Below are 21,613 nucleotides of genomic sequence, written 5' to 3'. Positions count from 1 at the left end.
CCCGATGGGCCGGTCCGCGTTCGGGCGCAGCAGTCGTGAAGCCAGCCATTGCGGTGTGACTGAAATGACGCGGTCGCAGGTTTTGGGGCCGCTTCGCAGCCCAGCGGGAGCAAGCTCCCTCGCCACAGAAGCGCTCTACCCTAGTTTTTTTCGCTGATCTGGGTCTGACCATCCCAGCCACCGCCCAACGCGGCGATCAAGTTCACGCTGGCAATCAGCCGGCTTTGCTGCAAGGTCAGCACGCTACGCTCGTTGCTCAGCGCTGTGGCCTGGACCACCACCACATCAAGGTAGGCGATCAACCCGGCCTTGTACTGGTTCAGGGTCAGGCGCAACGACTCGCGGGCCGCATCCAGCGCTTCCTGGCGCACCGCCGCTTCGTCTTCCATGACCTTGAGCTGCACCAGGTAGTTTTCGACTTCGCGGAACCCGTCGAGCACGGTTTGCCGATACTTGGCCACGGTCTGGTCGTAGGCCGCCTCGGTTCGGTCGACTTCCGCCGAGCGCTGACCGCCATCGAACAAGGTCATGGCGAGTTTCGGCCCTACCGACCAGAAACGGTTCGGCAAGCTGATCAGGTTAGAGTAAGTGCTACTGCTGTAGCCGCCACTCATACTCAAGGTCAGGTCCGGGTAGTAGGCTGCCTTGGCCACGCCGATGTTGGCGTTGGCGGCAATCACCGAACGCTCGGCGGAGGCAATGTCCGGGCGTCGCTCCAGCAGTTGCGAGGGCAGGCTCAGCGGTACCTGCGGCAATGCTGGAATGTTCTGGGTTTCTGCCAGGTTGAAGTCAGCCGGCGGCAAGCCGATCAGCACCGCAATCGCGTTCTCGAACTGCGCACGCTGCCAGATCAGGTCGACCATGTCGGCCTGAGTGCTTTTCAGTTGGGTTTGCGCCTGGGCCACCGCGTCCTTGCCGGACACTCCCGCGCGGTACTGGTTTTCAGTCATTTGCAGCGAGCGCTGATAATTCTCGACCGTGGCTTGCAGCAGGCGCTTTTGCTGGTCGATCACTCGCAATTGCAGGTAGTTCTGCACCAGCTCCGATTGCTGGCTCAGGCGCATCGCGGCCAGGTCGGCAAAACTCGCTTGGGCACTGGCCTTGTCGGCTTCCAGGCCGCGACGCAATTTGCCCCAGACGTCCGCTTCCCAACTCACCCCAAGCTGAGTGTTATAGGTGTCGCGGATACCACTGTTGGTACTGCTCAGGCTCGAACTGCTGCTACCGGTGCCTTGACTCGAACGGGTTTTCCCGGCGCTCAGATCAACCGTCGGAAAAAACGCACCTCGGGCACTGCGTACCAACGCCTGAGCCTGACGGTACTGGGCTTCGGACTGGGCAACGGTCTGGTTGGCACTGTTGAGTTTTTCGACCAGCCCGTTGAGCTGCTGATCACCGTACAGTTCCCACCAGGCGCCACGCGCCAATGAGTCACTCGGTGTCGCCTGACGCCAGCCGTCTGCCTGCTTGTACTGTGCCGGCTCGGCCACTGTCGGACGCTGATAGTCCGGGCCGATGGCGCAGGCACTGAGCATCAAGACGCTGAGCGAAAGACTCAGTAAACGCGAACCTCGGGCCGATACCAGGCGCCGGGCCATCGGTGCGTCGAGGTTGAGTGGGCAACGGTCAGTCATAGCGGAGTTTCCAGAGAAGCATCGGTACGAACCCCACGCCAGCGGTTGACCCGATGGCGCAAACGGTCGAGATAGAGGTAAACCACCGGGGTGGTAAAAAGCGTCAGCACCTGGCTGAAAATCAACCCGCCGATAATGGTCAGGCCCAGTGGCTGGCGCATTTCCGCGCCTTCGGCGGTGCTGAGCAACAACGGCAAAGCGCCCAGAATCGCCGCCAGGGTGGTCATCAGAATCGGCCGCAGACGCAACAGACACGCACTGCGAATCGACTCCAGCGGTTCCATGCCCTGATGGCGTTCAAGTTGTAGCGCGAGGTCGATCATCAGAATGGCGTTTTTCTTCACCACGCCGATCAGCAAAAACAGCCCGAGCAGCGAAATCAGGCTGAACTCGCCGCCCAGCACATAGATCGACAGCAACGCACCGACCCCTGCCGAAGGTAATGTCGAGAGGATCGTCAGCGGGTGCACATAACTTTCGTACAGCACGCCCAACACCAGATACACCGCCACCAGCGCACCGAGAATCATCCACGGCTGACTCTTCTGGGTCGCCGCGAAAGCGTCGGCAGTGCCGGCCATCTTGGCGATCACTTCTTCCGGCAACCCCAGCTTGGCAATCGCCCGTTCGATGGCGGCCGAGCCTTGTTCAACGGTGACGCCTTCGGCCATATCAAAAGAAATGCTTTCGGAAGCGAACTGCCCTTCATGGCTGACCCGGTCGTTTTCCAGGCTGTTTTCATAGTGGGCAATCGCCGACAACGGAATGCGCGCGCCGGCAGCGGTAATCACCTGGACCTGATTGAGGGTGATCGGGTCCTGGGCGTATTTCGGATTGACCTCCATCACCACCTGATACTGGTTGAGACTGTCGTAAATGGTCGATATCTGGCGCTGGCTATAGGCGTTGTTCAGCACTGCGGTGACCATCGACATGTCGACCCCCAGGCGTTTGGCCTGGTCACGATCGACCACCAGTGTCACCTGCGCGGCACCTCGCCCTTCGCGGGCGTCGATGGCCGTCAGTTCAGGCAATGCCTTGAGTGCGGTGACGACCTTTGGATACCACTCGCGCAACGCCGATAAATCGCCGCTTTGCAGGATGTAGGTGTATTGCGAGGTGGTCTGCTCGCGGCCACCGCCAAACTGCAAGTCCTGGTCGGCCATCAACATCAATTGGGCACCGGCGACCTTGGGCATTTCCTTGCGCAGGCGTTCGATGACCTTCTGCGCAGAAATATTGCGTTCCTTGATCGGCTTCAGGCGTACCAGCATGAAAGCGTTATTGGTGCCGTTGGTCCCGCCGATAAAACCGGCGACACTTTCCACAGCAGCGTCTTTCAGCACTGCACGGCGGAAGGTTTCCATTTTCGGCTGCATGACGTTGAACGACAGGCCATTGTCGCCGCGGACAAAACCGATCAGTTGACCGGTGTCCTGCTGCGGCAGGAAGGTCTTGGGCACCACCACATACAAGGCGATATTGACGCCAATGGTGACAAACAGGCTGAGCAGCGTCAGCCGCTTGTGACGCAGCACCCAATCCAGGCCGCTGGAATAGTGCTTGACCATCCAGTCGTTGGCGCGCCGGCTGGCACGCTGCAAACGGTTTTCTTCGCCTGGAGTGTGGGGTTTCAGCCAGCGGGCGCAGAGCATCGGCGTCAGGGTCAGCGAGACCACCAGCGACACCACGATTGACGCCGCCAGGGTGATCGAGAACTCACGGAACAGGCTCTCGATGATCCCGCCCATGAACAGAATCGACAGGAACACCGCCACCAGTGAGACGTTCATCGACAGCAGGGTAAAACCGACTTCCTTGGCGCCCAGGTACGCCGCCTTCATCGGCGCGATCCCTTCGTCGATGTGCCGCGAAATGTTTTCGAGCACCACGATGGCATCGTCCACCACCAGCCCCGTGGCCAGAATCAGCGCCATCAGCGACAGGTTGTTCAGCGAAAAGCCATAGAGGTACATCACCGCGAACGTACCGACCAGCGACACCGGTACCGCCAGCGTCGGGATCAACGACGCACGGAAGTTACCGAGAAACAGATAGACCACCAGAATCACCAGCGCCACGGCAATCAGCAGGGTCATTTCCGCTTCGTGCAAGGTCGCCTTGATCACCGGTGAACGGTCCATCGCCAGGTTCAGTTTGACGCTGGCCGGCAACACCGCCTGCAACGCCGGCAACTGCGCCTTGATATCGTTGACCGTTTTAATGATGTTGGCGCCGGCCTGACGGTTGATCACCAACAGCACCGCCGCGTCATCGTTGAAGAAACCGCTGTTGTAGCGGTCTTCGACGCTGTCGCGAACCTTGGCCACATCACCCAGGCGCAACGCCGAGCCATTCTGGTAGCGAATGATCAGCGGTTCATAATCCTTGGCCTTCTCCAACTGGTCGTTGGCCTGGACCTGCCACATCCGCTGGTCGTCTTCGATCGAACCCTTGGGCCGGCGCACGTTGGCGTTGGCAATGGTGTTGCGTACATCATCCAGCGCCACGCCGTACTGGTTCAGCAGTTGCGGTTCAAGCTCGATGCGCACTGCCGGCAACGAACTGCCGCCAATCTGCACCTCGCCGACACCGGGCACTTGAGACAGGCTTTGCGAAAGGATGGTCGAGGCCAGGTCATAAAGCTGACCTTTTTCCAGTACGTCCGAGGTCAGCGACAGCACCATGATCGGCGCCTGGGACGGATTGACCTTCTTGTAGGTCGGCATGCTGCGCATACCGCTGGGCAGCAGGTTGCGCGAGGCGTTGATCGCCGCTTGCACTTCTCGCGCCGCGCCATTGATGTCGCGGTCCATGTCAAATTGCAGGATCACCCGGGTCGAACCCTGGCTGGATCGGCTGCTCATGGTGTTGACCCCGGCGATGGCGCCGAAGGATCGCTCCAGCGGCGTCGCCACCGTGGAGGCCATGACCTCGGGGCTCGCGCCCGGCAGGCTCGCCGACACCACGATCACCGGGAAATCCATTTGCGGCAGCGGCGACACCGGCAGCAAGCCGAAACTCACACCGCCCAGCAACATGATCGCCAGGCTCAGCAGCATCGTCGCTACCGGCCGGCGAATGAAAGGTCCGGACAGGTTCATGGCTGCTCTACCGGCTCCAGGCGCTCAGGCGCACGTCGCCAGCGCCGACCGAGGCGGTCGAAGTACAGATAGATCACCGGCGTGGTAAACAGCGTCAGCACCTGGCTCACCAGCAGGCCACCGACCATCACCAGACCCAATGGCTGGCGCAGTTCAGCACCCGAACCGGTGGCGAGCATCAACGGCACCGCGCCAAACAACGCGGCCAGGGTGGTCATCAGGATAGGCCGGAAACGCAGCAGCGCCGCCTGATAAATCGCGGTCGCCGGGTCCATGCCCTGATTGCGCTCGGCGTCGAGGGCGAAGTCGATCATCATGATCGCGTTCTTCTTGACGATGCCGATCAGCAAGATGATGCCGATGATCGCGATCATGCCCAGGTCGTTGCCGCTGAGAATCAACGCCAGCAAGGCGCCGACCGCCGCCGATGGCAATGTCGAGAGAATGGTGATCGGGTGAATGTAGCTCTCGTACAGCACGCCGAGCACGATGTACATGGTCACCACCGCCGCCAGAATCAGCAGCAAGGTACTCGACAACGAGGCTTCGAACGCTTGGGCCGCACCCTGGAACTGAGTCTGCACGCCAAGCGGCATGCCGATGTCCTGCTGCACCTTGTTGATCAGCTCGACGGCCTGCCCCAGCGCCACGCCGGGCGCGAGGTTGAAGGACATCATCACTGCCGGGAACTGGCCGATGTGCGCAATCGCCAATTGCGCCTGGCGCTCTTCGACGTGGGCCAGGCTGGACAGCCGCACCTGGCCGCCATTGGTGGTCTTGACGTGAATCTGCTCCAGCGCCTGCGGGCCGATCTTTTCGCCGTCCTGCGCCTGCATCACCACGCGGTACTGGCTGGCCTGGGTGTAAATGGTCGAGATCTGGCGCTGGCCAAAAGCGTCGTACAGCGCGTCGGTGATGTTCGACACCGAAACGCCGATTCGCGAAGCCGCGTCACGGTCGATCACCAGATAGACCTGCAAGCCCTTGTCCTGCAAGTCACTGGCAACGTCAGTCAGCTCGGGTTGCTTGTGCAGCGCCTCGACCAGTCGCCCGCTCCACAGGCTGAGCATCTCGGCATCCGGCGACGACATGCTGAATTGGTACTGTGTGCGGCTGACCCGGTCTTCGATGGTCAGGTCCTGCACCGGCTGCATGAACAGACGAATGCCCACCAGTTTGTCCAGCTGCGGCTGCAACCGGCTGATCACCTGGGCCGCGCTCAGATCACGTTCTTTGTGCGGCTTGAGGTTGATCAGCAAGCGCCCGCTGTTGAGGGTCGCGTTGTCGCCGTCGACTCCGATATAGGACGACAGGCTTTGCACCGCCGGATCGGCCAGGATGACCTTGGCCAGCTCCTGCTGGCGCTGGCTCATGGCGGCGAAGGAAATCGACTGCGGCGCCTCGGAAATACCCTGGATTACCCCGGTGTCCTGCACCGGGAAAAAGCCCTTGGGTACCACGATGTACAGGAACACCGTCAGGCCCAGGGTAGCGACGGCCACCAGCAAGGTCAGCGGCTGATGCTTGAGCACCCACTGCAACTTGCGCCCGTAGGCGGCGATCAGCCAGTCGATCCACGCACCGCTGGCCCGGTAGAAGCGGCCCTGTTCTTCTGGCTTGGGTTCACGCTTGAGCAACCGCGCGCACATCATTGGCGTCAGGGTCAGCGAAACCACCAGGGAAATCAGGATCGCCACCGCCAGGGTAATCGCAAACTCGCGGAACAGCCGCCCCACTACATCGGCCATGAACAACAGTGGAATCAATACCGCAATCAGCGACAACGTCAGCGATATCAGGGTGAAACCGATCTGCTTGGCGCCCTTGAGCGCCGCCTGCAACGGGCTGTCGCCCTCCTCGATGAAGCGCGAAATGTTTTCCAGCATGACGATCGCGTCGTCCACCACAAAACCGGTGGCAATGGTCAACGCCATCAAGGTCAGGTTGTTGACCGAAAAACCGGCCAGGTACATCACGCCAAAGGTGCCGATCAACGACAACGGCACGGCAATCGACGGAATGATCGTGGCGCTGGCCCGGCGCAAGAACAGGAACGTCACCATCACCACCAGGGCGATGGCGATCAACAGTTCGTGCTGCACGTCGGTGACGGACGCGCGGATGGTCTGGGTGCGGTCGGTCAGCACGGTAACGTCGAGGCCGGCCGGCAGGTTATCGGTGATGCTTGGCAACAGGGCCTTGATCCGGTCGACCACCTCGATCACGTTGGCACCCGGCTGGCGCTGGATGTTCAGCAGCACGGCCTGGTTTTCATTGGCCCACGCGGCGAGGCGTTCGTTTTCGGCGCCATCGACAATCTGCGCGACATCCTTGAGTCGCAACGGCGCGCCGTTCTTGTAGGCCAGAATCAGTTCGGCGTAGTCCTTGGGCGAGGTCAACTGATCGTTGGCATCGAGCATCGAGACCCGGGTCGGGCCGTCGAAGTTGCCTTTGGGCTGGTTGACGTTGGACGCGCCGATCAAGGTGCGTACGTCCGACAGGTTCAAGCCGTTGGCCGCCAGGGCTTCCGGGTTGACCTTGATCCGCACGGCCTGACGCTGGCCGCCGGCGATGCTGACCATGCCGACGCCACTGATCTGGGCGATTTTCTGCGCCATGCGCGTGTCGACCAAATCATTGAGTTTGGGCAGCAGCATGGTTTTGGAGGTGATTGCCAGGGTCAGCACCGGGGTGTCCGCCGGGTTGACCTTGTTGTACACCGGCGGTGCCGGCAAGTCCTTGGGCAACAGATTGGTCGCCGCGTTGATCGCCGCCTGCACCTGCTGCTCGGCGACGTCCATGTTGATGTCGAGGCTGAAGCGCAGGGTCAGCACCGAGGCGCCGCCGGAACTGGTCGAGGCCATTTGGGTCAGGCCGGGCATTTGCCCGAACTGGCGCTCGAGTGGCGCAGTCACCGCACTGGTCATTACATCCGGACTGGCGCCCGGGTACAGGGTCATGACCCGAATGGTCGGGTAGTCGACCTGAGGCAATGCCGAGACCGGCAGCAACTTGTAGGCAATCATGCCGGCCAAAACGATGGCCAGCATGCTCAGGGTGGTGGCTACCGGGCGAAGGATAAACAGCCGCGAGATGTTCATGCGCGACCCTTGTGCGCCTTGCCGGTGGCTTTCGGATCAGTCGTGGCGTTGGTCGATGGGTCCTGGCTTTCGGTCGGGGTCGGGGTCGCGGGGGCGACATTACTGCTGTCGTTGACCACCTCGACTTCACTGCCCTCCTTGAGGCGGTCAGTGCCTTCCAGAACCACGCGATCACCGGCTTTCAAGCCTTCCTGGATCACCGTGTTGTCACCATCGCTGGCACCGATCTTCAACGGGCGAATGGTGACTTTCTTGTCACCGTCCAGGACATAGGCAAAGGTGCCGTTGGTGCCAAACTGAACGGCTGCCGAAGGCACCAGCACCACGCCCTTGAGGGTGTCGGCCAGCAGTCGGACGTTGACGAACTGATTCGGAAACAGCGCCAGATCGCGGTTGTCGTAGCGTGCCTTGAATTTCAGTGTGCCGGTGGTGGTGTCGATTTGGTTGTCGAGGCTTTGCAAGACACCGCTGGCCTGCAATTTGGTATCGCCACGATCCCAGGCTTCAGCCGGCAGTTTGGCACCGGAGTGGTAGCGGGTCAGCACGGTATCGAGCGTGTTTTCCGGCAAGGTAAAGACCACGCTGATCGGCTGGGTCTGGGTAATGACCGCCAGGGACGTGGTGTCATTGGCGGACACCAGGTTGCCGACGTCCAGCTGCCGCAGGCCGACGCGCCCGGTAATCGGCGCACGGATCCTGGTGAATTCCAGATTGAGTTTGGCGTCGTTGACCGCCGCCTGATTGGTCTTGACCGTGCCCTGGTACTGCCCCACCAGCGCGGCTGCGGTGTCGAGGGTCTGTTTGGCGATACTGTCTTGCGCATACAAACCGCGATAGCGTTCCAGATCCACCTGCGCGTTTTTCAACTGTGCCTGGTTCTGCAGCAACGTGCCTTCGGCTTGCAGCAAGGCGTTCTGGTAAGGGCGCGGGTCGATCTCGGCGAGCAGATCGCCTGCCTTGACCATTTGCCCTTCTTCAAACGCAATCTTCACCAGTTCACCGCCCACACGGCTGCGCACATTGATGGTGTTCAGCGCAGTGACCGTGCCCAGCGCTTTGTAATAGAGCGGGAAATCACCCACGACAGCAGGCGCGACCCGAACCGGGACCGGTCCTGTGGCGCCACCAAAACCCGGACGCATCCCGCCAGACTTGCCGACATGCCCCGCCGCCGCTTTAGCTACTGGGGCGTCTTTGTGAGCCGTACCGCCTGGCCAGAACTTCCAGCACAGGCCGGCAATGACCAACAGGACCAGCAGGCCAAATAGCCAGCGACGGGGATGACGGGAAGCAGAGGATTGCATGGAATGATCAACCATTGGGCGCGTGTGGGCATCTTTATACGGGAGAGTGAACGATAAGCACTGACGGCATTGAAGCAAAGCGCCTTTACCGGCAATTTACCTTCAGCCTGCTTTTGCGATTTTTTGCTAAGGCACTGAAGCACAAATGAAAACGGCCTGGACAGAGCCAGGCCGTTAATAATTGTAAAATGCGGTTACTTCAAAACGGCCAACGCCGCTTCGTAGTTTGGCTCTTCAGCGATTTCTTTAACCAGTTCGCTGTGCAGCACAGTGTCGTTTTCATCGAGTACCACCACGGCGCGGGCGGTCAGGCCTTTGAGCGGGCCGTCGGCAATGGCAACGCCATAGTTTTCGATGAACTCACGGCCGCGCAGGGTCGACAGGTTCTGGACGTTTTCCAGGCCTTCAGCGCCGCAGAAACGTGCCTGGGCGAACGGCAGGTCAGCCGAGATGCACAGGACAACGGTGTTGGCCACGTCGTTGGCCTGAGCGTTGAACTTGCGTACCGACGTGGCGCAGGTCGGAGTGTCGATGCTTGGGAAGATGTTCAGCACTTTGCGCTTGCCGGCGAAGCTTGCCAGGGTCACGTCGGACAGATTGCCGGCAACCAGGGAAAAGGCTGGCGCCTTGGAACCGGCTTGTGGCAGTTGGCCGTTGACTTGAACCGGATTGCCTTTGAGGGTGACTTGAGCCATGAACGGAGTCCTTCTGAACGTTGTTTGGAAAATATCGAAGAGGTCGAAGTTAACCACGAAATTGTCCGACGACCTATGGCCGAACACAAATTGTGATATCTCGCGACCCAAACTGGATACAACACAAGCCGCCCCTGTAGGAGCAAGGCTTGCCCGCGATTGGAACACTGCGGTGCAACAGCCTCACCGCGTTATCGTTCTTCGCGGGCAAGCCTTGCTCCTACGGGGGCGCGATTCAGCCCAGCAAACGAAGCATATTGCGGTGCCGCGCCTCGAAAATCCGCCGCATGTAGGCATTGACCATCAACCACTCGAAAAGTGCACCGCCAATGGCCGCATAGGTGACGCGATCAGTGTACAGCGTCCCCCCCTCCGCCGCCGCGACCCGGTGCTCATGACGAAATGCAGCCATCGGGCCCTTGAGCATTTCGTCGATGAAATGGCTGTCGCTGACCTCGCGAATCGTCACGGTCCAGGTCGCCGGAATACATCCGAACATCCAGTGACGAAAACTGAACTCGCGACCGGCAGCAATGCGCAAGTCATTCACGTCGATGTTGCCTAATGGCGTCACCCGTTCCGGGAAGATTTTCGGGAAATTGCTGCCTTCAAGGCAAAAATCGAGAACCTGTGCGGGTGTTTGTCCTCTGATCAGCGTGGAGAGTTCCAGAACAGGCATTGACAGTGTCCTTCCTTGAGCACGAATGCCGGCAGATTAGCACTCGACATTTACCGTATTACAGCGCTTTTCACATGCAAGCCTGTGAATAGGCTTATTATTTTGGCGCACGAAATTTAGGGGACTTTATGTACAAAGTGACCAGGTAACGACCCGCAATGACGTGCACCTTTGTTCGGTAACGGAAACTTGTTTCGACAAAAACCGCAAACTCGACGACATTACGCCCGTGCAATGACACCTGAATCGCGCTTATCCATAGGACTGTGCAATGACCATCGAAAAACCGACCCGCCTGTTGCTCGCCGGCCTCTCTTTGCTACTGAGCGCAAGCGCCTGGGCAGATTTCAGCGCCAGCCCCGAAGAAGCCCGGGGGATCGCCAAAGACGCGTATCTCTACGGCTTCCCGGTGGTTGAGATGTACAAGACCCTGTACACCCAGGCGGTGGACAAGAACGGTCCGAACTTCAAGGCACCGCTCAACCATATCAGCAATACGGCAAGAGCGTTCACCCCCAAGGACACCGCGTTCGTTAGCCCAAACCCGGACACTCCCAGCTCATTTCTCTGGATGGACCTGCGCGCCGAGCCTGTGGTTGTGACCCTGCCGCAGATCGCCGAAGAGCGTTACTACTCGGTACAACTGGTCGACCTCTACACCCAGAACTTTGCTTACCTGGGCACCCGCAGCACGGGCAACAAGGGCGGGACCTTCATGATTGCCGGTCCCAATTGGCAAGGTCAGCAACCGCTGAAGATCGATCGCCTGGTACGTAGCGAAACCAATATTGCCTATGCGCTGTACCGCACGCAGTTGTTTGATGAAAAGGACCTGGAGAAGGTCAAGAAAATCCAGCACGGCTACAAGGTTCAGACGTTGAGCCAATACCTGGGGCAACCGGCACCGGCTGCTGTACCAAAAATCGACTGGCCAAAGCCAACTCCGACCATGAGCGACAGCCCTGAGCTGTTCCGCTACCTGAACTTCATGCTCGGCTTCGCTCCGGCGCAAGACGTTGAAAAAGACCAACTGGCACGTTTCGCGAAAATCGGCATTGTTGCCGGCCAGCCGTACGACCTTAAAACTCTCACCGCCGAACAGCGCAAAGCCCTCGACGACGGGATTGCCGATGCCAAGGCCGAGTACGCGGCGTTCAAGAAAGACAAGATCGATACCCATCAGGTCAACAACGGTGACTTGTTCGGCACCCGCGACCACTTGAACAACAATTATCTGTACCGCTACGCCGGCGCCAACCTGGGGATCTTTGGCAACTCGGCCGATGAAGCAGCCAAGTTCAGTTATCTGGTCGACAGCCTGGGCAAACCGGCCAACGGCGCGAGACACAGCTACACCGTGCACTTTGACAAGGATCAGTTGCCGCCAGCCGATGCGTTCTGGTCACTGACCATGTACGACGGCAAGACCAAGCTGCTGGTGCCTAACCACAAGAAACGCTATCTGCTCAACTCGCGCATGCTGTCCACCTTCAAGCGCGACCCGGACGGCGGACTGACGCTTTACCTGCAGCACTCCGAGCCGCTCAAGGATCAGCGCAGCAACTGGCTACCGGCGCCGCACGGCCCGTTCTACGCGGTGTTGCGCCTGTACCTGCCCCAGCCTCAGGTCGGCAACGGTCAATGGAAACTGCCACCGCTGACGCCGATCAACCCGTAAGTTGAAGTAATACGCAAACCGTGTGCACCCCCGCAACCGTGGGTGCACACATCACCCGGATCTGTTGAACGTATTGATCAGCGTCGGCGAAACAACGGTCGTGGCTCGATCACCGAGCGACCGTAATGCACGCTCATCCCCACCAGCCCCTTCAGGGCATCTTCAGCGCATTTGTCTTCACGCACCGCGAACGCATCGAAACCGCATTGGCGCATATGGCTGAGCTGGTCGCGCAGCACATCGCCAATCGCCCGCAACTCCCCCGCCCAGCCCAAACGCGTGCGCAACAGGTAAGCCTGGCTGTAAGCGCGGCCATCGCGAAAACTTGGAAACTCCAGCGCGATCATGGGTATCAGCTTGAGCCACGGCTTGAGACTGTCGACCTCGTCATCCGGCCCCAACCACACCGCGTCTCGTGACGGATGATGTTCAGTACGGCGGGTCAGCCACAGAGCCAGCGGCAAAATCAGCGGCCCCGCTGGCAGTTGGCTTTCCAGGTCCCTGACCAGGGTCCACGGATCGTCGTCGACCTTAAGCGCAGCACCATCTTCCAACCGCAGCAGATTATTCATGCGACGACCTCCAGGCTCTTGGGATAAACGCGCTCCTTGAACGGCTCCAGACCGATGCGCTGCAAGGTATCGACAAACAGTTCTTCGCTCTCGCGGTAACGGACAAAGGTCGCGATGATCCGCTCGATCACCTGCGGTACTTCGGCGGCGCTGAACGACGGACCGATGACCTTGCCCAACGCGCTGTTCTTGCCCTGTGATCCACCGAGAGTGATCTGGTACCACTCGCTGCCATTCTTATCGACGCCGAGAATGCCGATATTGCCGATGTGGTGATGACCACAGGCATTCATGCAGCCAGAAATGTTGAGACTGATGTCACCCAGGTCGTGGAGGTAATCCAGGTCATCGAAACGTGCCTGAATCGCTTGGGCGATGGGGATCGATTTGGCATTGGCCAGCGCGCAGAAATCGCCGCCGGGGCAGGCAATGATGTCCGTCAGCAAACCGATATTGGCGCAGCCCAGTCCATGCTCGCAGGCCAGGCACCACAACGCGTACAGGTCAGACTTGGGCACGTCCGGCAGGACAATGTTCTGTTCATGGGCAATGCGGATTTCGCCGAAACCGAACTGCTCGGACCAGTCGGCCACCGCGTCCATCTGCGCATCGGTGACATCACCGGGTGGCGAAGCCATGCCAGGTTTGGTCGACAGCACCACGCTGGTGTAGCCAGGTACTTTGTGCGGCTGCACGTTACGCGCAACCCAACGCGCGAATGCCAGGTTCTCGGTCAGGCGAGTACCGAAGTCCAGGTCGGTGTCGGCCAGTGGCGCATAGGTGGGCGGCACGAACGCGCTGGCGACGCGCTGGTATTCGACGTCGGTCAACTGCGCCGGGCCGTCCTTGAGGTGTTGCCACTCCTGTTCGACTTCCTGGGCGAAGGCCTCGATGCCCAGCGCCTTGACCAGAATCTTGATCCGCGCCTTGTACTTGTTGTCACGTCGACCATGGCGGTTGTAGACCCGCAACACCGCCTCGACGTAGGACAGCAAATGCTGCCAAGGCAATCCTTCACGGATCTGCAAACCGAGGATCGGTGTGCGCCCCAGACCGCCGCCAACGATCACCCGCAGCAGCATCTGCCCTGCCGCGTCGCGGTAAAGGTAGAGACCGATGTCATGCATCATGATCGCCGCACGGTCCTGTTCCGCCGAGCAGATGGCGATCTTGAATTTACGTGGCAAAAACAGGAATTCGGGGTTGATGGTCGACCACTGCCGGAGGATTTCCGCCAAGGGCCGCGGATCGATCAGCTCATCGGCCGCCACCCCGGCAAAGGCTTCGGTGGTGATGTTGCGCACGCAGTTGCCGGAGGTCTGGATCGCATGCATTTCGACCTGGGCCAGGCGCTCGAGGATGTCCGGCACCTGGGCCAGTTCGATCCAGTTGAATTGCATGTTTTGTCGGGTGGTGAAGTGCCCGTAACCCCGATCGTAATCCCGGGCGATGCTCGCCAGCGTACGCATCTGCCGGGCGCTCAGGGTGCCGTAAGGAATGGCCACCCGCAGCATGTAGGCGTGCTTTTGCATGTACAGGCCGTTCTGCAGGCGCAACGGCAAAAACTCTTCCTCACTCAAGGCTCCAGCCATGAACCGCTCGACCTGATCGCGGAACTGCGCAACCCGTTCAAAGACCAGGGCCCGGTCATAGTCATCGTACTGATACATGTCGCTACCTCATCAGGGTTGATCGGGCTCTGCGGCTCGTTTCTGGGGGAGTGACTATGCAGTAGCGGCTCAGGTGGTTACAGATTCAGCTAAAGACTAAAAAACCATATCAGGGCGCGGCAGATCACCGCAGGCAGGCATTACATCTGATCCGTATTAATGCAGTTTTTCTGAGTCTGTTTTGTTTCGACCAGGGTTTCTACAGTTGACCGCATGCCAGACCGGGTGGCCTGGCAAGACTTTGCAACCGTGGAAGCATTGACCATGAGCACAGCAGCAATCGGACAGGCCTATAACTACAAGGTCGTCCGCCAATTCGTCGTGGCAACAGTGGTATGGGGTGTTATCGGGATGGCGATGGGCGTGTGGATCGCCTCGCAACTGGTGTGGCCGGAGGCGAACCTCGATTTGCCCTGGACCACCTTTGGTCGCTTGCGCCCGCTGCACACCAGCCTGGTGATTTTCGGTTTTGCCGGCAGCGCACAATTTGCCGCCAGCTACTACGCGGTTCAGCGCACCTGCCAGGTGCGACTGTACAGCGACAAACTCGCCGCCTTCACCTTCTGGGGCTGGCAATCGGTGATCGTCAGCATGCTGATCACCCTCCCCCTGGGCTACACCACCACCAAGGAATACGCCGAGATCGAGTTCTCCGGCGCGGTGTGGATGACGGTGGTCTGGGTCGCCTACGCCATCGTGTTTTTCACCACCGTGGTGCAGCGCAAGACCAAGCACATCTACGTCGGCAACTGGTTCTTCGGTGCGTTCATTGTGGTGATCGCCATGCTGCACGTGGTCAATCACCTGTCGATTCCGGTGGGTTGGTTCAAGTCCTATCCGGTGTATTCCGGGGCCACCGATGCGATGGTGCAGTGGTGGTATGGGCACAACGCAGTGGGCTTCTTCCTGACCACCGGCTTCCTCGGGATGATGTATTACTTCGTGCCGAAACAGGTCGGCCGGCCGGTGTATTCCTATCGGTTGTCGATCGTGCATTTCTGGGCGCTGATCACCCTGTACATCTGGGCCGGCCCACACCACTTGCACTACACCGCACTGCCGGACTGGGCGCAATCGCTGGGCATGGCGATGTCGCTGATCCTGCTGGCGCCGAGCTGGGGCGGGATGATCAACGGGATGATGACGCTCTCGGGCGCCTGGCATAAGTTGCGCACCGACCCGATTCTGCGGTTCTTGGTGCTGTCGCTGGCGTTCTACGGCATGTCGACGTTCGAAGGGCCGATGATGGCGATCAAAACCGTCAACGCCCTCTCCCACTACACCGACTGGACCATCGGCCACGTACACGCCGGCGCCTTGGGCTGGGTGGCGATGATCACCTTCGGTTCGCTGTACCACATGATCCCGAAAGTCTTTGGCCGCGAGCAGATGTACAGCATCAGTCTGATCAACACGCACTTCTGGCTCGCAACCATCGGCACCGTGCTGTACATCGCCTCGATGTGGGTCAACGGCATCACCCAGGGCCTGATGTGGCGCGCCATCAACGACGATGGCACGCTGACCTATTCCTTCGTCGAAACCCTGGTGGCCAGCCATCCTGGCTTCATTGTGCGTTTCGTCGGCGGCGTGTTCTTCCTCAGCGGCATGCTGTTGATGGCTTACAACACCTGGCGCACCGTGCGGGTCGCCGACCTGAAAATCGCTGAGCAAGAAGCGCAGATCGCTTGATCCGGCCCATGACGCAAGCCCCACCGGCTTGCGCCTCTCACCTCAGGGAATGTTTGTCATGATCGAAGTCATGTTGAATCTGTTGGGCGTGGCGTGCCTGTATTTATCGGTGGAGTATTGCTTGAAGCATCAGTCGGCCGAAAGCCTGGAAGATGCCAGTCTGATACCGTTTGCCGATGACCCGGAAGTGGCACGGCGGGTGGAGTTGGCGACGGGCAAGACGGTGAAAGCCGTTGCCCCCGAAGAAGCCAGGCCGGGTTGGGGGAATCTGGAGGTTTGAAGTCAAACCACACCCCCTGTGGCGAGGGGGCTTGCCGGAACGCCGCACCGCCCCGTTCGGCTGCGAAGCAGTCGTAAAACCGGCAGATGCATTTTCCCTGACACAATACGATCATCGACTTTTGGACCGCTTCGCGCTCCAACGGGGGCAAGCCCCCTCGCCACAAAAGTTCACACCTGCCAGAACTCGACTCAACCCCGATCGCGCGGTATCAGGCTCTGCAACTGCTGCGCCAGGAAATTCGCGTCGAAGGCAAAGGTGTCCGGGTCTTTCAGGCCATTGGTCTTGCGCCACTGCCAGTCAGTCGAAGGGGGTTGGCACACCAGCGACACGCTGCCGTAACGCGCAGCGGTCAAGCCCATGACCGCCAGTGTAATCAGCCCACCGGCACCCATCACTTCCGGGACGATTTCCACCGGTTTGCCGGCAATCAGAATGCTCAGTTTTTCGGTCTTGAAGGTCGAGCTTTCGACCGGCACGTTCGCCCCGAACGCCACATAGGCTTCGCGGCTCACCTCCAGCAAATGCGGGGCCTTGACCGGGGCCAGCCACTGCTCGATCTGCCCGAACAACTCGCCAATTCGTGTTGCCCACACTGCCGATTGGGTTTCAAACAGCTGCTTCTTGTGCGCTTCGCTTTCTGCGTAGTGGCGAAGCATCTCACCCAGTTGCTGTACGTCATCCATTGCTGTGTTCCTTTGGTTGAAGCAGTACTGCGGACTTTGAGCATGGCAGATGCACGCTGCCGGCGTACGACTAAAACCGGGCATGCACACCTTGCTGACACTTCAGCGCCGCGCCAAGGGTTTACTCCGCTGCCGGATCGCGGACATTGTAGGCCGCACTCCGTCATCAACAGGAGCGTATTGGTCCCGGATGCCGCCGAACGGTATGCGCAAGCTGCGCTGGCGTTCGCCCTCGGCGGCTGACTCAGCGCGCCTTGAGCAGACGGCGCAAGCGCGCCATGCTCAGGGCATCCACCAGCACCCCATCGCGCACTGCATACTCGCGAAACAAGCCTTCTGTGTCGAAACCAAACTTGCGATACAGCCCGATCGCCGCTTCGTTATCCGCATACACCGAGAGTTCGACCCGTTGCACGTTCATCCAGTTGTCGGCAAGGTCGAGCACCGCCGCGAGCAGCCGAGAGCCAACGCCCTTGCCTTGCCACGCGACCGCCACGCCCATGCCGATGTTGGCGCAATGACTGCGACGAATCCGCGAAACCTGCTCCAGGCCGACGTTGCCAATCACCTGGCCCTGATGCAACGCCACCAGTTGCACCACCCGCTCGTTCTCCGGCGCCAGGCGCTTGCGCCAGACTTCAGTGGACTGAAACGGCATTTGCAGCACCTGGCGGGCAACCGCCGGATCGTTGTAAAGCGCGGTAATGCCCTCGATGTGGGCTTCGCTCATACGCTCAATGCTGATCACAGGATCGATGGCTGACATGGTGATTCCTCCTTGAAAGTAGCATGGCCATCGAGTCTAAACGGATCATCACCCGGATGACGACAGCCATAGCGCGACGAGGCGCGAATAGGGATGCGCTGCAGCTTCTTCCCGACACCGCAATACGGGTAATCTGGCGCCATGCACGTCTTCCCAATACACCAACTGCCGCAGGAGCCTCGCGGGTATGGAACTTCATGTTGTGATCAACGGCCGCAAGGACCTCGCCGGTCAGCTGTATCAGCAACTGCGCAGCGCCATAGAGTCGGGTCGCCTGGCCGCCGGGACACAGCTACCGCCGAGCCGCTTGCTCGCCGAACAATTGGGCATCTCACGCAAGACCATTTCCGACACCTACGCGCAGTTGACCTACGAGAACTTCCTCACCGGGAGGATCGGCAAAGGCACCTACGTCAATCCCCGCCCCTCGGCAATCGTCCGCAAACAGAGCCATTGCGAACTGGCGAGCGCCGACATCCTCGAGCGTTGGCGCAACATGCCGTGGTTCTTGCGCCACCCCACCCAGGAAGGTTCGCTACGTTACGAGTTCATCGGCGGTGCCACCAGCAAGGGCCTGTTTCCTCAGGATGACTGGCGCCGCTGCACCGCCCATGCGCTGCGACAGATTGCTGGCTCCAAGGGTTTTTACAGCGAGCCGGAAGGCCTGCCGACGCTGCGCAACGCGATCGCCCGGCATATCGCCTTTTCTCGCGGGGTCAATTGCCAGGACGACGACGTGGTGGTGTGCAACGGCGCGCAGCAAGCGCTGGACCTGATCTCCCGCGTACTGACCGAGCCCGGTAGCCTCGTCGCGATGGAAGATCCCGGCTACCCGCCGGCACGCCTGTTGTTCACCTCCCACGGCGCCGAGGCGGTCGGGGTGCCGGTGGATGAACAAGGCATTCAAGTCGAGCTGATTCCCGATGGAACCCGGCTGATCTATGTCACACCCTCTCACCAGTTCCCGCTCGGCATGCCGATGAGCCAGGCACGGCGCGAAGCCTTGCTGGCAAGGGCACATGAGCTGGGCGCGATCATTATCGAGGACGACTACGACAGTGAGTTCCGCTACGCGGGCCGCCCCACCGACTCCCTGCAAAGCATGGATGAGCGCGGGATCGTCGCCTACGTCGGGACCTTTTCGAAAACCCTGCTGCCAGAATTGCGCCTGGGTTACGCGATTCTGCCGCCGGCCATTCTCGACGCGGTGATCCGCGCCAAGCAACTGACCGACCTGCACACCTCGACCCTGCCGCAATGGGCCTTGGCCAAGTTCATCGCCGAAGGCTGCCTGCTGAAACACATCCGCCGCTGCCATACGGTCTATGCCGGGCGGCGCGAGCGCATCCTCGCACGCGTCGCCGGGGACCTTTCGCCCTGGCTCGAAGCGGTGCCAACCACTGCCGGCTTTCACATGGCCTTGCTGTGCAAAGTCGAGGTGGATGTCCCGCTGGTCATCACATTGGCGAAAAAACTCGACGTCGGGCTGTATGGCCTGAGCGGTTTTTACTATCAGCAACCGCCACGGGCCGGGCTGTTCATGGGCTTCGGCTCCATCGAAACCCTGGACATCGATAGTGCCCTTGACCGTCTGCGGGACATTTTGCAGCAAGTCTGTTGAGGTCTATTGGTATGGCACTTTTACTGCCAATTGGCTGTTGGCCGCTACCAGCCACAGGCCTATCCTGCACATGCGTTATCCCACCTTGAGCGAGCCTCGTCCGGCTTGATACAGGAGCGTGTGCGATGCCCAACGAAATAATCAATACGGTCCAGGTACAGGCCGCCGCTGGCCGCTCGGATGAACTGGGCAAGCAATTGCAGAAGATCGTCGAAACATTGCGTGAGCTCCCAGGCTGCGATTCCTACATGGTCGACCGCTGTCCGGAGGATGACAATCGATGGACGGTCAGTGCCCGCTGGCAGTCCGAAACCGCCATGCAATCACACTTCTACTGCCCGCAAGTTCAAGGCTTCATCAGCCTGATCGACAGCCGACTGGCCAGCAGCGTCGACTTCAATAGTTTTCCGATCCACTAAAAACAAGATCAAAAGATCGCAGTCTGCGGCAGCTCCCACAGGGAAACGCATAACCCCGTGTAGGAGCTGCCGCAGGCTGAGATCTTTTCGTTTCTCTGTACGCAATTGGTCCCCTGACCTTCTCGAATATTGGCTGTTTGATTGTCAAGGGTGGCGCACTAGATTGGTCCCTGACCACTAATCCACTGCAGGTAAAACCATGAACTTTTTGCGCTTCTGTGCCGCGCCCCTTATTGCCCTGACTCTGACCGTTTCCACCTCGGCATTCGCCCATGAGGCCGCCGGTCATCAAGAAAAGGTCACCATGCTGCAAGACCAGATGCTGCTCAATGCACCGGGCAAGAAAGCCATGATGCTGGTGGTTGATTACCAGCCGGGACAAGCCTCGATTGCCCATAAACATCAGGGCACGGCCATGGCCTATGTGGTCTCGGGTGAAGTGACTTCCCAGGTCAAGGGCGAGCAAGCCATCACCTACAAGGCTGGCGAGTCCTGGTATGAGCCGGCGGGTTCCGAGCACCTGATCTCGAAAAACGCCAGCGCCACAAAACCTGCCAAATTACTGGTATTCATGTTGATGGATAAAACCGATGAAGTGTTGATCCCGTTAAAAAACTAATACCCGCGCAACCTGCCATAAGCAACAGGGTCTGAATCCACTATTCAAGCCCTGTTTATTTCCTTGGGAAGTTACTCGCACATTTTTAAACCCATAATAAATTGGCGACCTGACCAGCGGAGCCATTGGCTATTTTATTTCCAGCCCACAGATTTAGTCTGGAACTACGCCGACACTAGTTGGCCGCTTAAACTTCCCGACTGAATGTGTTTCACTGGAGACACACCATGAAACTAATTCTGCTAACCAGCGTAAGCCTCACCGCCTTATTAACCGGCTGTTCGGTGCCCACCGCTCCAGAAGAGCAAGCCGCGCTGAGAAACTACTTCACTGCACCGGTCATGCACTCCAGCGCCACCCATGTCACCAGCGGTCCGGACGTGTCACTGGGCATTGTCTACAGTCAGAATACCCAGAACAGCCATGCCTACCTCAAGGACTACCAGACCAACGCCGGCACCGGTTTCGGCCAGAGCCTGCTGGTGCAACCGATCCACGACGCCTATGTTTCCACCTCCCAACCAGACATGGCGGTGGATTGGGTCAAGGCCTCACTGCAACGACAGTTCGGCTCGGTGACGGTTTACCCGGACATGCAAAGTCTTAAAGCCGCAAAACCGGATGTCGTGGCGGTCATCGATACCCATAGTCAGCTCATCACTTCCCGCAGTTCCAATGTGCAGGCCGACGTCAGCGCGGCCTTCTATGACGCCAATCTCAATTACATCGGGACTGCTCAGGGCCATGATGCAAAAAGTCTGAGCCCGGTGTGGGCGGACTTCAAACCGACAAGCGAGATAGTTGCCGATATCAATGAACAGCAAAACATTCAAGTTCACGCCTTGCAAAAGTTTGACCAGTCGCTCAGCAATTTACTAAGCAGACCATCAGATAAACTTTCGGTGAACAACGGAACGGCCGTCATCATTCGGTAGGCGCTACCGCAGGCCACGATCATTTGATCTAGATATTTAAACTTATGTTGCAAAGCAGTTGACGCTAAAAGATCGCAGGCTCCTACATCGACTTCCCCTGTCAGAGCCCACATTCTTTAACGTTTAAATTAAAAAAGCCCCGTTTCTCTCGATACGGG

The 21,613-nt window shown here is 59.4% G+C and carries 17 protein-coding genes; 7 read left to right on the top strand and 10 right to left on the bottom strand.

Features of this window, described 5'->3' with window-relative positions:
* Positions 1-140 precede the first annotated feature (140 nt).
* The 6 genes from AO353_RS22905 to AO353_RS22880 all read right to left on the bottom strand — a co-directional run bounded on the left by AO353_RS22905 (position 141) and on the right by AO353_RS22880 (position 10,517).
* Positions 141-1,634 carry an efflux transporter outer membrane subunit gene (locus AO353_RS22905; protein ID WP_054597021.1) on the bottom strand — a complete coding sequence of 498 codons (1,494 nt, stop codon included), beginning with the start codon at positions 1,632-1,634 and terminating at the stop codon, positions 141-143.
* Positions 1,631-4,738, bottom strand: coding sequence for an efflux RND transporter permease subunit (locus tag AO353_RS22900; RefSeq protein WP_054597020.1), 3,108 nt, complete (start codon positions 4,736-4,738; stop codon positions 1,631-1,633). The genes AO353_RS22905 and AO353_RS22900 overlap by 4 nt, the downstream gene beginning before the upstream one ends.
* Complete coding sequence (locus tag AO353_RS22895) at positions 4,735-7,839, bottom strand: MdtB/MuxB family multidrug efflux RND transporter permease subunit (protein ID WP_054597019.1); 3,105 nt, start codon at positions 7,837-7,839, stop codon at positions 4,735-4,737. The genes AO353_RS22900 and AO353_RS22895 overlap by 4 nt, the downstream gene beginning before the upstream one ends.
* Positions 7,836-9,158, bottom strand: a complete 1,323-nt coding sequence (locus AO353_RS22890; RefSeq protein WP_054597018.1) for an MdtA/MuxA family multidrug efflux RND transporter periplasmic adaptor subunit — start codon at positions 9,156-9,158, stop codon at positions 7,836-7,838. The genes AO353_RS22895 and AO353_RS22890 overlap by 4 nt, the downstream gene beginning before the upstream one ends.
* A gap of 179 nt (positions 9,159-9,337) precedes the next feature.
* Positions 9,338-9,838, bottom strand: a complete 501-nt coding sequence (gene tpx, locus AO353_RS22885; RefSeq protein ID WP_019690760.1) for a thiol peroxidase — start codon at positions 9,836-9,838, stop codon at positions 9,338-9,340.
* Positions 9,839-10,073: 235 nt separating this feature from the next.
* Positions 10,074-10,517 carry an SRPBCC family protein gene (locus AO353_RS22880; RefSeq protein ID WP_054597017.1) on the bottom strand — a complete coding sequence of 148 codons (444 nt, stop codon included), beginning with the start codon at positions 10,515-10,517 and terminating at the stop codon, positions 10,074-10,076.
* 271 nt (positions 10,518-10,788) lie between these two features.
* On the opposite strand from AO353_RS22880, the gene AO353_RS22875 reads away from it, so the two are divergent.
* Positions 10,789-12,195, top strand: a complete 1,407-nt coding sequence (locus tag AO353_RS22875) for a DUF1254 domain-containing protein (RefSeq protein WP_054597016.1) — start codon at positions 10,789-10,791, stop codon at positions 12,193-12,195.
* A gap of 77 nt (positions 12,196-12,272) precedes the next feature.
* Here the strand turns inward: AO353_RS22875 and AO353_RS22870 are convergent, their stop codons facing one another.
* Positions 12,273-12,767, bottom strand: a complete 495-nt coding sequence (locus AO353_RS22870; RefSeq protein WP_054597015.1) for a DUF934 domain-containing protein — start codon at positions 12,765-12,767, stop codon at positions 12,273-12,275.
* Positions 12,764-14,437 carry a nitrite/sulfite reductase gene (locus tag AO353_RS22865; protein ID WP_054597014.1) on the bottom strand — a complete coding sequence of 558 codons (1,674 nt, stop codon included), beginning with the start codon at positions 14,435-14,437 and terminating at the stop codon, positions 12,764-12,766. Before AO353_RS22865 ends, AO353_RS22870 begins: the two co-directional genes overlap by 4 nt.
* Before the next feature lie 264 nt (positions 14,438-14,701).
* Between AO353_RS22865 and ccoN the strand changes: the two genes are divergently transcribed.
* Complete coding sequence (gene ccoN, locus AO353_RS22860) at positions 14,702-16,129, top strand: cytochrome-c oxidase, cbb3-type subunit I (protein WP_054598305.1); 1,428 nt, start codon at positions 14,702-14,704, stop codon at positions 16,127-16,129.
* Positions 16,130-16,187: 58 nt separating this feature from the next.
* The gene (locus AO353_RS22855; protein ID WP_054597013.1) at positions 16,188-16,409 is read left to right on the top strand and encodes a hypothetical protein; all 222 of its coding nucleotides are present in this window, start codon (positions 16,188-16,190) and stop codon (positions 16,407-16,409) included.
* 191 nt (positions 16,410-16,600) lie between these two features.
* Here the strand turns inward: AO353_RS22855 and AO353_RS22850 are convergent, their stop codons facing one another.
* Both AO353_RS22850 and AO353_RS22845 read right to left on the bottom strand, forming a co-directional pair.
* Complete coding sequence (locus tag AO353_RS22850; protein WP_054597012.1) at positions 16,601-17,095, bottom strand: hypothetical protein; 495 nt, start codon at positions 17,093-17,095, stop codon at positions 16,601-16,603.
* Positions 17,096-17,339: 244 nt separating this feature from the next.
* Complete coding sequence (locus AO353_RS22845) at positions 17,340-17,861, bottom strand: GNAT family N-acetyltransferase (RefSeq protein ID WP_054597011.1); 522 nt, start codon at positions 17,859-17,861, stop codon at positions 17,340-17,342.
* Positions 17,862-18,048: 187 nt separating this feature from the next.
* On the opposite strand from AO353_RS22845, the gene AO353_RS22840 reads away from it, so the two are divergent.
* From AO353_RS22840 to AO353_RS22825, 4 genes are all read left to right on the top strand, one after another.
* Positions 18,049-19,482 (top strand): PLP-dependent aminotransferase family protein, encoded by a 1,434-nt coding sequence (locus AO353_RS22840; protein WP_054597010.1) that lies wholly within the window; start codon positions 18,049-18,051, stop codon positions 19,480-19,482.
* Positions 19,483-19,607: 125 nt separating this feature from the next.
* Positions 19,608-19,901, top strand: a complete 294-nt coding sequence (locus tag AO353_RS22835) for a putative quinol monooxygenase (protein WP_054597009.1) — start codon at positions 19,608-19,610, stop codon at positions 19,899-19,901.
* 199 nt (positions 19,902-20,100) lie between these two features.
* Positions 20,101-20,520 (top strand): cupin domain-containing protein, encoded by a 420-nt coding sequence (locus AO353_RS22830; RefSeq protein WP_054597008.1) that lies wholly within the window; start codon positions 20,101-20,103, stop codon positions 20,518-20,520.
* Positions 20,521-20,747: 227 nt separating this feature from the next.
* Entirely contained in the window at positions 20,748-21,455 is a 708-nt protein-coding gene (locus AO353_RS22825) for a hypothetical protein (protein WP_054597007.1), read from the top strand.
* Positions 21,456-21,613 lie beyond the last annotated feature (158 nt).

Origin of the sequence: Pseudomonas fluorescens (assembly GCF_001307155.1) — a bacterium.
GTDB lineage: Bacteria > Pseudomonadota > Gammaproteobacteria > Pseudomonadales > Pseudomonadaceae > Aquipseudomonas > Aquipseudomonas helvetica.
The sequence above is the reverse complement of the archived record's forward strand: the minus strand, read 5'-3'. Positions and strand labels throughout refer to the sequence as shown.